Origin of the sequence: Streptomyces tauricus (assembly GCF_014650955.1) — a bacterium.
Classification (GTDB): domain Bacteria; phylum Actinomycetota; class Actinomycetes; order Streptomycetales; family Streptomycetaceae; genus Streptomyces; species Streptomyces tauricus.
The window spans coordinates 179,815-191,949 of sequence record NZ_BMVY01000006.1; the positions used below are offsets into that span (position 1 = coordinate 179,815).

At 72.0% G+C, this 12,135-nt stretch carries 12 protein-coding genes; 5 read left to right on the forward strand and 7 right to left on the reverse strand.

What is annotated here, in order from left to right; translation table 11 throughout:
• Positions 1–28: 28 nt before the first annotated feature.
• Entirely contained in the window at positions 29–418 is a 390-nt protein-coding gene (locus tag IE278_RS12995) for a DUF8819 family protein (protein WP_189771832.1), read from the forward strand.
• A complete protein-coding gene (locus IE278_RS13000; protein WP_189771833.1) occupies positions 415–690 on the forward strand; it encodes a DUF4031 domain-containing protein in 276 nt (91 codons plus the stop codon). The genes IE278_RS12995 and IE278_RS13000 overlap by 4 nt, the downstream gene beginning before the upstream one ends.
• Here the strand turns inward: IE278_RS13000 and IE278_RS13005 are convergent.
• From IE278_RS13005 to IE278_RS13020, 4 genes are all read right to left on the reverse strand, one after another.
• Entirely contained in the window at positions 679–1,758 is a 1,080-nt protein-coding gene (locus IE278_RS13005) for a GNAT family N-acetyltransferase (protein WP_246570291.1), read from the reverse strand. The genes IE278_RS13000 and IE278_RS13005 overlap by 12 nt on opposite strands.
• Positions 1,759–1,899: 141 nt before the next feature.
• The gene (locus IE278_RS13010) at positions 1,900–3,117 is read right to left on the reverse strand and encodes a Cmx/CmrA family chloramphenicol efflux MFS transporter (RefSeq protein WP_189771834.1); all 1,218 of its coding nucleotides are present in this window, start codon (positions 3,115–3,117) and stop codon (positions 1,900–1,902) included.
• A 114-nt stretch (positions 3,118–3,231) separates the two neighbouring features.
• Complete coding sequence (locus IE278_RS13015; protein WP_189771836.1) at positions 3,232–3,873, reverse strand: HD domain-containing protein; 642 nt, start codon at positions 3,871–3,873, stop codon at positions 3,232–3,234.
• A gap of 60 nt (positions 3,874–3,933) precedes the next feature.
• Positions 3,934–4,695, reverse strand: a complete 762-nt coding sequence (locus IE278_RS13020) for a DUF5753 domain-containing protein (RefSeq protein ID WP_189771838.1) — start codon at positions 4,693–4,695, stop codon at positions 3,934–3,936.
• A gap of 181 nt (positions 4,696–4,876) precedes the next feature.
• On the opposite strand from IE278_RS13020, the gene IE278_RS13025 reads away from it, so the two are divergent.
• Positions 4,877–5,569, forward strand: coding sequence for a copper homeostasis protein CutC (locus IE278_RS13025; protein ID WP_189771840.1), 693 nt, complete (start codon positions 4,877–4,879; stop codon positions 5,567–5,569).
• A 121-nt stretch (positions 5,570–5,690) separates the two neighbouring features.
• Here IE278_RS13025 and IE278_RS13030 read toward each other — a convergent pair whose 3' ends face one another.
• The gene (locus IE278_RS13030) at positions 5,691–7,733 is read right to left on the reverse strand and encodes a HelD family protein (RefSeq protein ID WP_189772025.1); all 2,043 of its coding nucleotides are present in this window, start codon (positions 7,731–7,733) and stop codon (positions 5,691–5,693) included.
• 338 nt (positions 7,734–8,071) lie between these two features.
• Here IE278_RS13030 and IE278_RS13035 point away from each other — a divergent pair, with 338 nt between their 5' ends.
• A complete protein-coding gene (locus IE278_RS13035; RefSeq protein WP_189771842.1) occupies positions 8,072–8,269 on the forward strand; it encodes a hypothetical protein in 198 nt (65 codons plus the stop codon).
• 16 nt (positions 8,270–8,285) lie between these two features.
• Here the strand turns inward: IE278_RS13035 and IE278_RS13040 are convergent, their stop codons facing one another.
• On the reverse strand, positions 8,286–9,929 hold the full coding sequence (locus IE278_RS13040) for a DNA repair helicase XPB (RefSeq protein WP_189771844.1): 1,644 nt from the start codon (positions 9,927–9,929) through the stop codon (positions 8,286–8,288).
• Positions 9,930–10,237: 308 nt separating this feature from the next.
• On the opposite strand from IE278_RS13040, the gene istB reads away from it, so the two are divergent.
• Complete coding sequence (gene istB / locus IE278_RS13045; protein WP_189772027.1) at positions 10,238–11,635, forward strand: IS21-like element helper ATPase IstB; 1,398 nt, start codon at positions 10,238–10,240, stop codon at positions 11,633–11,635.
• On the opposite strand, the gene IE278_RS13050 is transcribed toward istB, so the two are convergent.
• A complete protein-coding gene (locus tag IE278_RS13050) occupies positions 11,613–11,936 on the reverse strand; it encodes a hypothetical protein (RefSeq protein ID WP_246570292.1) in 324 nt (107 codons plus the stop codon). The genes istB and IE278_RS13050 overlap by 23 nt on opposite strands.
• Positions 11,937–12,135 lie beyond the last annotated feature (199 nt).

The following is a 12,135-nucleotide window of genomic DNA, read 5'->3' on the forward strand; positions in this document are numbered from 1 at the left end:
GGTGGTGGTGGTGGCGCACAATGGGTGTATGGAATCCTCCGTTGCTCCGCTGGAACAGGCTCTTCATGCGGCTCGGGCGTTGGTGATCGCCGATCTTGTCGCGGCGGAGGTCGCGGAGGCCGATGTCGTGTCGATGGTCGAGGAGTCCGTCGTGCAGCGGCGGTGGTGGGTGGAGCAGTGGCCCGAGGGCGTCGCGTACGTGGCCGGGCTGGTCGCCCAGGACGTACAGGACGCGTTGCTGGAGACGTACGGGCGGTGGCCGCTGTGTCCCGTCTGCGGTGACGGTGATCCCCACGCCCTGGAGGTGGAGCCGGAGCTGGGGCCCGACCCGCACTGGGTGTGTCACAAGGCCGGTGTGAGCGTCGCACCGGTGGGGGCGCTCGGACCGGCCCTGGGGAGTGGAGCGAGTTCTTCGTGACCGTGTACATCGACCCGCCCGACTGGCCGGGGCACGGCCGCATGTGGTCCCACCTCGTGAGTGATGTGTCCTTCGAGGAGCTTCATGAGTTCGCGCGGCGGCTGGGCGCCCCCGCCCGCGCCTTCGAGCGGGACCACTACGACATCCCCTCCCACCGGTACGAGGACGCCGTGCGGGCCGGCGCGGTGCGGGTGCGCAGCCGCGAGGTCGTACGCATCCTGCACGCGTCCGGGCTGCGCAGGCCGAAGGGGCGACCCGGCTCAGCCGCGTAGCTCGTACGCGTACTGCTCTCCGTCGTCGCCCACCGTGCCCACCCGGGTGAAGCCGACGCGGGAGATCACGCCCTGGGAAGGGGAGTTGGCGCGGTCCACCGTCGCGAGCAGGTACGTGACGTCCTCGCGGGCGAGCGCCCAGGCGGTCATGGCGCGCAGGGCCTCGGTGGCGTACCCCTTGCCGCGCGCCGACTCGGCCAGGTCGTAGCCGACCTCGGCGCGGCCCTCGTCGTCCGGGGCGCCGTGGAAGCCCATGCCGCCGACCGCGCGGCCGTCCTCGCGCCTGACCAGGACGAACATGCCCCACTCGGGACGGTGCACGCCGGCCTCGTACGCCTTGACGACCATGCCCGCGGCGTCCCGCGTGCCCTGGAAGGGACCGCCCTCGATCCACACGAAACCCCCGGTGCCGCCCGCGCTGAGGTCGGCGGCGGCCGCGGGGGTGACGCCCTGGAGGGTGAGGCGCTCGGCCGGTATGACGAGGTTGTTGCTCCACTTCCAGCCGGTGAGGGGCGCGCGGCCGGGCAGTTCGCCGCGGCCCGTGGCCCACAGGAGGGTCCGCCAGTGGTCCGGGCCTGGTTCGGGGCGCACGTGCGGGAAGATCCGGGTCAGTACGTCGGCGCAGAGCGCGGCCAGCGGCTCGTACGCGATGCCCAGCCCCTCCGCCACGTCGTGCGTGTGCACGAGGACCTCGGTGACACCCATCGCGGCGAAACCCTCACGGTCCGCGCTGCGGAAGGGGTACGGGTGGAAGGCCCGCGCCTCTCGCGGGGTGGTGCGCACGGCGGCGGCGAACAGGGCGCCGGTCGCCTCGATGACCTGGAGGACGTCCTCGGGGCTCTCGCACTCGTCGAAGGTGATGTCGAAGGGTACGTACCGGTCGGTGGGGCGGCCCGCCAGCTGGCCCGCGTACGCGACGAGGTCCGACGCGATGTGCTCCGCCGTCCTGCGGCAACTCCATTCGAGACGGCCCGCCCTGACGTCCCAGTCCCGGTCGGTCGCGCCCCGCAGGGCCGCCACCGCACCCGAGACGGCCTCTTCCACCTGGTCCCCACCCATGGCTCGCATGCCGGTGAGGATAGGTGATCGGTTCGCGGAGCGGTTCCTATTTATGTCCGCCCCGGCGTCGGTCCCGGTTCCGGCCTCGGTTCCGGTTCCGGCCCTGATCTCGGTTCCGGCCTCGATCTCGGCTCCGGTCCGGACCTCAATTCAGGCCTCCGTTCCGACCTCGGTTCCGACCTCGACCCGGGGGCCGGCTCCGGTGACCACGCGCGACGACGTCCCGCGCCGGTACAGGCGCAGCGAGATCGCGGTCAGTACGCCCGCCGCGACGGTCAGGGCCGCTCCCGCCCACGCGGGGGAGGCGAAGCCGAGGCCCGCGTCGATGGCGGCGCCGCCGATCCAGGGGCCGCCGGTGTTGCCGAGGTTGAAGGCGGCCGTGGTGGTCGCGGCGGCCAGCGTGGGGGCGGCGGTCGCGACGTTGAACAGCCGGGCGTTGAGCGCCGGGGCGGTGTAGAAGGCGGAGACGCCGAGGAGGAAGGCGAGCGCGGCTGCCGCGACGGCGTACTGCGCGAGCAGGGCGAGCGTCACGAGCAGGACCGTCGAGGCCGCGATGCCGGACAGCAGCACTCCGAAGAGGTGCGCGTCCGCGATCCGGCCGCCGATCGTCGTCCCGATGAGCGCGCCGATCCCGAACAGCGCGAGCACGCCCGGCACCCAGCCCTCGTCGAGCCCGGCCACGTCCGTGAGCAGCGGGGCGAGATAGCTGAACGCGCAGAAGACCCCGCCCGCGGAGAACGCGATCAGCGAGATGGTGAGCCAGACCTGCCGGTCGCGGTAGATCCGCAGCTCGTTCCTGAGCCGGGGCCTCTCGGCGGGCAGCGGGATACGGGGGATGAGGGTGGCCACTCCGACGAGCGCGACCGCGCTGGCCGCGCCGACCGCCCAGAACGCCGAGCGCCAGCCGAGGCTCTCGCCGAGGAAAGCGCCCGCCGGGACGCCGAGGACGTTCGCGATCGACAGGCCGCCGATCATCACGGCGAGCGCGCGGGCCCGGGCGTTCACCGGGACCATGGCGACGGCGACGGCCGCGCCGACGGCCCAGAACCCGGCGCAGGCCAGCGCGCTCACGACCCGGGACGCGAAGAGCACGGCGTAGTTCGGGGCGAGGGCGCCCGCGATCTGGCCGAGGCCGAAGACGGAGATGAGCGCGATGAGGGTGGTGCGGCGGGGCAGCCGGAGCGTGGCCACGGCCAGCAGGGGCGCCCCGACGACCATGCCGACCGCGAAGGCGGATATCAGCAGGCCCGCCCGCGGAATGGACACGTGCATGTCGTCCGCGACCGCCGGCAGGAGACCGGAGAGCATGAACTCGCTGGTGCCCAGGGCGAAGACGGAGAGCCCGAGGATGTAGACGGCCAGGGGCATGGGCGCGGGCTTGGTTTTTGGCGTGCGAGCGGGCGTGGGTGAGCCGGGGCTCGTGGGGACGGGCATATCAGGTGCCAACCTTGACGGTGGACAGCCCATTCCACCGGGTGGCGTTCAGGCCGTCAACAGGGCCAGCTCGCTCGTCAGGTTGGCACGGGCCGGACCCTCCCATTCCCTTGTGCCGTAAGGGGTGTGGAAGAGGCGGGGCAGGTCGAGGAGCTGCCTGAGGATCGCGGCGCGGCCGTCACGGAAGGCGTCCGGGGGTACGAAGGCGTACTCCTCGCGGACCGCCGCCGTGTAGGCGGCGTACGCGTCGGAGGATGAGGCGAGGACCGCCAGGTCGGCGTCGCACAGGACCTGGCCGTTCGGGTCGTCACCGGCCGGGGCGTGCGTGACCGTCAGCCGGACGAGGCGGGCGACCTCGGCCGTGGCGGCGGCGGAGAGACCGGCCTCGGGAAGCGCGCGCTCGGCGAGCCGGGCCGACCGTTCCTCGTTCTCGGAACGGTCGGGGAGGTAGACCGCGTCGTGGAACCACGCGGCCAGCCGGACCAGATCCGGGTCGTCCGCGGCCTCCTCCAGCACGTCGACGTGGTCCAGCACCGCCGTGAGGTGGGCGAGCGTGTGATAGCGGCGCTGCGGCTCCGACCAGCGGGCGAGGAGGTTGTCGGCGTAGACGGTGGGGTCGGGGGCCGCCGCCCCACGGCTCCGGTCGAGGGCGTGGGACCAGCGGGTGCGCAGGGCGTCGAGATCGGGCATGCCTCCCATTGTCCGCCCGGTCCATTGTCCGCCCGGCGCTCCGCCCGTAGCTCCGCTCGTTCAGAGGGGGTGGGCGGCCTCGGGCTCCTCGTACCTCCGGTACTCCTCCCGCCCGTACTCCTCCCGCGCGTCCGCCTCCCTCTCGTACTCGTTGTTCCCGTACTCCGGGCTCTCGTACTCCTCGGCCGCCTGCTCGATGAGGGCGAGGGACGCGAGAGGGGGCAAGGCGGCGGTCCCGAGCAGTTCGTGGGTGCGCGTGCAGCGGGTGACCACCGCCGGATCGTCCGACAGGCGGCCGGTTCCGGCGACCTGGACGTAGGCGACGGGCGGGGCGTCGTCGAAGGTCATCAGCTTGAACGGGCCTTCGAGCCCGGCGTGCGCGCCTTCCGAGAGGGGCAGTACCTGGGCGATGATCCGGTGGCGGCGGACCAGCGCGGCGATGTGGCGGAGCTGCTCGGCCATGGTGTGCGGGCCGCCCACCGGACGCCGTATGACGACCTCGTCCAGGATCACCCAGTAGCGGGGGCCCGCCGGGTTGTCGAAGATACGGGCGCGGACCTGCCGGGCTTGTCGGGTCTCTCGGGAAGCCGGCCGGCCGTCGGTGGCCTCGTCCGTCCCGACCGGCTCGTACGCCTCCAGCACCGCGCCGCTGTAGTCGGCGGTTCTGAGCAGGCCGGGGACCAGGTCCGGTGCCCAGTCCTTGACCGACCGCGCCAGGCTCTCGAAGGCGACGACGTCCGCCGACGCCGGTCGCGCGTATTCCGGCGGGTGCGGGTGCGGGTGCGAATGCGGGTGCGGGTCGAGTCGCTCGGTCTCGGGCATGGCACAACTCCCTCTCGCGCGGCTGGCGTTGTCGGACGTCGCCAGGTCGAGGGTAATTGCGCACAGTGACGGTGTGTGCGCGAATGGTGATATCCGTTGATCTCCGTCGCGGGGCGCGTAGGCTGAGTATTGGACTAGACCTGTAGCCCGTCATCTGTAGCCGCCCTAGGGAAGAGGTCCTATGAGCAAGCGTGCAGTCCTGGAGGTGATCGCCCTCGACGTCGAGGACGCGGTCGCCGCCGAGGCCGGAGGCGCGGACCGGCTGGAACTGGTCACCGACATGGCCGCCGACGGGCTCACCCCGCCGGTCGCGACCTTCGCCGGGATCCGGGCCGCCGTCGGCATCCCGTTGCGCGTGATGCTGCGTCTGGCGGACGGTTTCGCGGCCGGGGACGTGGGCGCGCTCGTACGGGCGGCGCGGGAGTTGCGGGGTGCGGGGGCGGACGAGTTCGTGCTCGGGTTCCTCGACGAGAACGGGGAGCCCGACCTGGCCGCGCTGGAGTCCGTGCTCGCCGAACTGGACGGCTGCCGTTGGACGTTCCACCGGGCGATCGACCGGGCGGCCGACCGGGACGCCCTGCGCAAGCGGCTCTCCGACCTTCCCGGTCTGGACACGTACCTCACGGCGGGGGCGGTGGGGGGCGTGGACGAAGGGCTGCCGACGTTGCTCGCGGAGGCGGGGCGGCGGGGGGAGGCGGGGTATGAGCCTCAGCTTCTCGTCGGGGGTGGTCTTCGGCTGGAGCACGTGCCGGGGTTGCGGGGGGCGGGGGTTGACGCGTTTCACATCGGTGGGGCGGCGCGGGTCGGGGGGTGGGAGGGGGTGGTGTCCGCGGCGGCGGTTCGGACGTGGCGCTCCGCGCTGGACGCGGGGTGATTGTGGGGGTTGCGCGTTCCCCGCGCCCCTGAGGGCGAAAGGATTGCGCCGTTCCCCGCGCCCCTAAAGACCAGGGGCGCGGGGAACGGCGCAATCCTTTGCCTTTCGGGGCGCGGCCCGTCTAGTCCACCAACTGCGCCGGCAACGCGCCAGCGTGAAGCACGATCAGCCCCGAGACCGCCCGCGTCAGCGTGACGTACAGACGCCGCAACCCCGTCCGCTCATCAGGCTCGGCATCGACGACGGACCGCGGCTCGTCCAGCACCACGTAGTCGTACTCCAGCCCCTTCGCGAGGGACGCCGGCACCAGCGTCAGACGAGCCGCGGCGGTCGTCTCCTCACCGGGCGCGAGATACGGCAGCCCCGCCTTCGCCAGCGCCTCGGCCAGCACCGGCACCCGCTCGTCCGCCGCGATCAGCCCGACCGACCCCTCCCGCGCGAGCAACTCCTCGCACGCCGACACCACTTCACCGCCGTCCGTGGTGGCCGCCGCGCGGATCTCGAAGAAGCCCGGGTTCTCCCGCACCGACGCCACCGGCGCCAGCCCCGGCGCGATGTGCGGAAGCAGTCGGGACGCGTACGTGATCACGTCCGTAGGTACGCGGAAACCGGCCGTCAGCTCCTCCACCACCGCCTCCGGCTTCCCGAGGTGTGCCAGCGCCTCCTCCCAACTCCGCGTCGCCCACGGGGTGGTGCCCTGCGCCAGATCGCCGAGCACGGTCGCCGAACCGGTCGTGCAGCGCCGCCCCACCGCCCGGTACTGCATCGGCGACAGGTCCTGCGCCTCGTCGAGCACCACGTGCCCGAGGGAGTGCGTGCGCTGTACGAGGTCGGTGGCCTCGTCGATCAGCACGGCGTCCGCGGCGGCCCACTTGACGGACTTCACCGACCGGACGGGCTTGGCCCAGCGGATCGTCTCCTGCTCGTCCTCGGTGAGGACGCCCTCCGCGTGCAGCGCCAGGAAGTCCGCGTCCGAGAGCAGCCGGAAGACCAGCTTCGCCGGGTCGACCGGCGGCCAGATCGCCTTCACGGCCGCCTTCACGGCGGGGTTGCGCGCGACGGCGTCCTGCACCCGGTCGTCCGGTGCCTCGCCGGCCCGTTCCATCTGAACCAGCACGGCGTGCGCGATGCGCTGCGGCAGGGCCTCGCGGGCCGCGCCGTACCGGATGTCCCGGTCCAGCAACTCCTGCACGATGGCGGTCAGTTCGTACTCCGGTACGCGCCAGCGCCGGGAGCCGCGGACCACCACGACCTGCTCGGTGGGCAGGGTGACGTGCGCGCGGACCGCCCGGCGCAGCACCTCCGCCATCCGCGCGTCGCCCTTCACGACGGCGGTGGCCGCCTCGTCCGTGCCCCGCACCTCTACGTGTGCGACCAGGTCGGCGACCGTGGCCTGTTTGACCTCCAGCTCGCCCAGCGCGGGCAGCACCTGCTCGATGTAGTGGAGGAAGGACGCGTTCGGCCCGATGACGAGGGTGCCGGTGCGGGCGAGCCGGTCGCGATGGGCGTACAGGAGGTACGCGACCCGGTGCAGGCCGACGGCCGTCTTGCCGGTGCCGGGGCCGCCCTGAACGCAGACCGTGCCGCCCAGACCGGACCGTACGATCTCGTCCTGTTCCGGCTGGATCGTCGCCACGATGTCGCGCATCGGGCCCACGCGCGGGCGCTCGATCTCCTGCTGGAGCAGCTTGCTGGTGGCGGCGGTCTCGGCGGGGTCGGAGAGGTGCTCGTCCTCGTATGCGGTGAGGTCGCCGCCGGTGTAGCCGAAGCGGCGGCGCAGCGCGATGTCCATCGGCGACTTCTTCGAAGCCCGGTAGAACGGCTGGGACACCGGGGCGCGCCAGTCGATCACCATCGGGTCGCCGCCGGCGTCGTGCACGTGCCGGCGGCCGATGTAGAAGCGCTCCCCATCGGCGCCCTCCGCCTGGTCGGCGCCCGGGGCGTGCAGGTAGTCGAGGCGGCCGAAGAACAGCGGGGTGTGGGACAGATCGGCGAGTGCCTTGATGCGCTCGTCGATCTGGCGGGTCAGGACCTCCGCGTTGACCCAGTTCGCCGTGACGTCCCGGATGTCGAGGGACTGGACGTCCTCGCGCATCGAACGCAGCGCGGCGCGGGAGTGCGCGAGGTGGGCGCGCTCACGGGAGAGGGGGTCGTCGGAGGGCATGACGGCGGAGTCGGACGGGGTGGACACGGGTGTTGCCTCCGGGCCTGCGAGAACCGCGGGGCCGGGCGGGCCCCGCTGACTGTGGCGGTGAACCGGCCGGTTTCCGTCCGGACGGCGGCGCTCCACGACGGGAGGCGGGCAAGAGCGGAGATCCTAGGCGAACGGGGGCACCCGGGGCCAACCGTTTTCGCGCCCCGTGCATCCCCGGCCCGGCATCCCCTAGGGGATACCGGCCCCCACGTACGGGGTGGAGGTCGCCCCGAAGTCGTACGCGGGGACGACGGAGGCTCGGTCCGCAGGCCGATGAAAGCGGAGCGCTCGAATTCCACTATGGATACATGAGCACTGCGACCTTCACCCAGGCCCCTGTCCGCCCCCGTCCGCCGACCGGCGCGACCGCCCTGCGGGACGCGCGGGACGGTCACCGGCACCGGCTCGGCGACGCCCTGCGCGCCGTCAAGGTCTTCACCGGCGCCGCCCTCGGCGTGGTCCTCCTCGGCGAGTACGGCGAGGAGGCGGGCGTCCGCCGCAGGTAGGGGCCGCGCCGACCGGCTAGTTGTCGGCCAGCAGCTCGTCCGCGTCCACGATCCGGTACGCGTAACCCTGCTCGGCCAGGAAGCGCTGGCGGTGGGCCGCGAAGTCCTGGTCGATGGTGTCGCGGGCCACGACCGAGTAGAAGTGCGCCTGGTGGCCGTCCGCCTTCGGACGCAGCACCCGGCCGAGACGCTGGGCCTCCTCCTGACGGGAGCCGAAGGTGCCCGACACCTGGATGGCGACCGTCGCCTCCGGCAGGTCGATCGAGAAGTTGGCGACCTTCGAGACGACCAGCACACTGATCTCGCCCTGACGGAACGCCTCGAAGAGCTTCTCCCGCTGCGCGTTCGACGTCTCGCCCTTGATGACCGGCGCGTCCAGATGCTCGCCCAGTTCGTCGAGCTGGTCGATGTACTGCCCGATGACGAGGGTCTGCATCCCCGCGAACCGCCGGACCAGCGCCTCCGTGACCTTGCGCTTCGTCGCCGTCGTGGCACAGAAGCGGTACTTCTCCTCCGCCTCGGCGGTCGCGTACGCCAGCCGCTCGGAGTCCGTGAGGTTCACCCGGACCTCGACACAGTCGGCCGGCGCGATGTACCCCTGCGCCTCGATCTCCTTCCAGGGCGCGTCGAAACGCTTCGGCCCGATGAGGGAGAACACGTCCGACTCGCGGCCGTCCTCACGCACCAGCGTGGCCGTCAGACCGAGCCGGCGGCGCGCCTGGAGGTCGGCGGTGAACTTGAAGACCGGCGCGGGCAGCAGATGCACCTCGTCGTAGATGATCAGCCCCCAGTCCCGGGAGTCGAACAGCTCCAGGTGCTGGTAGACACCCTTCCGCTTCGTCGTCAGCACCTGGTAGGTCGCGATGGTGACCGGGCGGATCTCCTTGCGCGTACCGCTGTACTCGCCGATCTCCTCCTCGGTCAGGCTCGTGCGCTTGACCAGCTCGTGCTTCCACTGCCGGGCCGAGACGGTGTTCGTGACGAGGATGAGCGTGGTGGCCTTCGCCTCGGCCATGGCACCCGCGCCGACCAGCGTCTTGCCGGCGCCACAGGGGAGTACGACGACGCCCGACCCGCCGTGCCAGAAGTTCTCGACCGCCTGCTTCTGGTAGGGCCGCAGGGACCAGCCGTCCTCGGCGAGGCCGATGGCGTGCGCCTCCCCGTCCACGTACCCGGCGAGGTCCTCGGCCGGCCAGCCCAGCTTCAGCAGCGTCTGCTTGATCTGCCCCCGCTCCGAGGGGTGCACGGCCACGGTGTCCGGGTCGAGCCGGGCGCCCACGAGCGGGGTGATCCGCTTCGAGCGCAGGATCTCCTCCAGGACGGGCCGGTCGGTGGTGGTCAGGACGAGCCCGTGGGCCGGGTGCTTGCTCAGCGTGAGACGCCCGTAGCGGCCCATCGTCTCCGCGATGTCGACCAGCAGCGCGTGCGGCACGGGATAACGGCTGTACTGCACGAGCGCGTCCACGACCTGCTCGGCGTCGTGTCCGGCCGCGCGCGCGTTCCACAGCCCGAGCGGGGTCACCCGGTAGGTGTGGATGTGCTCGGGCGCACGCTCCAGCTCGGCGAAGGGAGCGATGACCCGGCGGCACTCGTCCGCCAGCTCGTGGTCGACCTCCAGGAGCAGGGTCTTGTCGGACTGGACGATGAGTGGACCATTCACGCGCGTCCCCTTCTGCACAGCCGTGCGATGTGCACGGCCAAACGTCCAGTGTGCCTGATGGCCGGTGCCCGCTGTCGCGAACGACCGCCGCCCCCGGTCCTGTCCTACTGGATGTCTATTAATTCCAATGAGTGGTGGGAATTCAGATTTACGGTCGCCGCCCCGAAGAATGGCGATCCCGCAGGTCACCGCTCCAGGTCACCGCCCGGTTCGCCGCCCAGGGAGAGTCACTGTTGCCTCATCACGGCCATGTCCCGCCGCCCGAGCCGTCGCCGGAGCCGTCGCCCCGCCCCTCGCAGCCGAGCGCGATCCTCGGTTACTCGCTCTTCGCCACCCGCTGGCTCCAGGCCCCGCTGTACTTCGGGCTGGTGGCCGCGCAGGGTGTGTACGTCTACAAGTTCTTCAGAGAGCTGTGGACTTTAATCATCAGGAGCGTGACCGGGCAGGCGGACGAGACGTACGTGATGCTCGCCGTCCTGAAACTCGTCGACGTCGTCATGATCGCCAATCTGCTGATCATGGTGATCGTCGGCGGTTACGAGACGTTCGTCTCGCGCATCGGTCTCCAGGGCCACCGGGACCAGCCGGAATGGCTCTCGCACGTCAATTCCAACGTGCTGAAGGTGAAGCTCGCCACCGCCATCGTGGGCATCTCGTCCGTGCACCTGCTCCAGATGTTCGTGGACGTGCACCACACCTCGCACCACTCGCTGCTGTGGGGCACGGTCATCCACATGGCGTTCATCGCCTCGGCGGCGATCCTGGCGTACATGTCGGGACCGATGGCGGCGCACGGGGAACGCCTGCACCGAGGACATGGGCTCGTACCCGGGCTGGGGGACGGGCACGGGATCGGACCCGAGGGCGCCGCAAGGGGGGCCGGATACGAGGCCTCCGCCCCCTCCGCCCCCTCTGCACCCTCCGGCCCTTCCGGCCCCGCCACCCCCGCCACCCCCTCCGCCCCGGCCGAGTTCGCTTTCTCGGCCAGGGCCGTGCCCGCGGCACGGGGTTCCCTCCCGGGCGTGAGCCCGTCCGCCGCGCACGGCACCGCCCCCATCCCGGCGCAGACGGTCTCCTCCCCGTTCGACTCGCACGAGCCCTACGACGTGTACGACTCCGCCGAGCCCGGGGTCGAGGCCCGGATCCGTGACGCCCGTTTCCCCGCCCGGAAGCTGCTGGAGGAGTTCGACGACGAGTACCCCCGGGTGTTCGACCGGGAGGCCCTGGGCCGGCTCGGCGGCCTGGACTTCGTCAAGGCCCGGCGCAACGTGGTGTTCGTCGGCCCGCCCGGCACCGGCAAGACGCATCTCGCCGTCGGTCTCGGCGTGCGCGCGTGCCAGTCGGGCCACCAGGTGCTCTTCGCGACCGCGGCGCAGTGGGCCGCACGGCTGGCGGGGGCCCGGTCGGCCGGCCGCCTCGCCGAGGAACTCGCGGACCTGGACGCCTGCCCGCTCCTCATCGTCGACGAGGTCGGTTACACCCCGTTCGACCCGGACACCGCCCAGCTCTTCTTCCAGCTGGTCGCGCACCGCTACGAGCGGTCCTCCCTGATCGTGACCACCGACCGCCCGCTCGGCCGCTGGGAGGAGGTCTTCGGCGGTGCCGCCCCCGCGATGGTCGACCGGCTGGCGCACCACGCGGAGATCGTGCGTCTCGAAGGGGACAGCTACCGGCTGCGCCGGGTCACCGCAGCGTGGGCAGAGTGAGGTTGTTGATCAGCGGCCCCTCGATGCCGATCCCCTCGGTCACCAGCGGTTCGACGGCGGTCGCCGGCAGAGGCAGGGGCAGCGCGGACGAGGCGGTCGAGATGACCGGGGCGGACTGGGGAGCCCGGGCGGCGGCCCGGGCCGCGGCGGCCTGCGGGGCCAGTACGCCGATGAGCACGGCCGAGGCGATGAGGGCGACCGTGGCCGCGGTGCGCGCGTGGTGGGTGCGGCGCTCAGGGCTCACGGAGGGCACGGAGGCCGCGGGACAGGCGGGTTGCAGCATGAGGCGGATGGGACGCATGAGAGCTACGGAACCTTTCGGGTGCTGCTGAGCCCGGGGCGGGGCCCAGGGAGAGGACGACGGAGGGGGCGACGGAGCACGCGGGCCGGCCCCGGAACGGCCGGGTCCGGCCCGCGGGACGTACGAGGCACACGAGATGTACGAGGCATACGAGCTGTATGAGCCAGCCGTACGAGCCGTATGAGCCGTACGAGTCGAG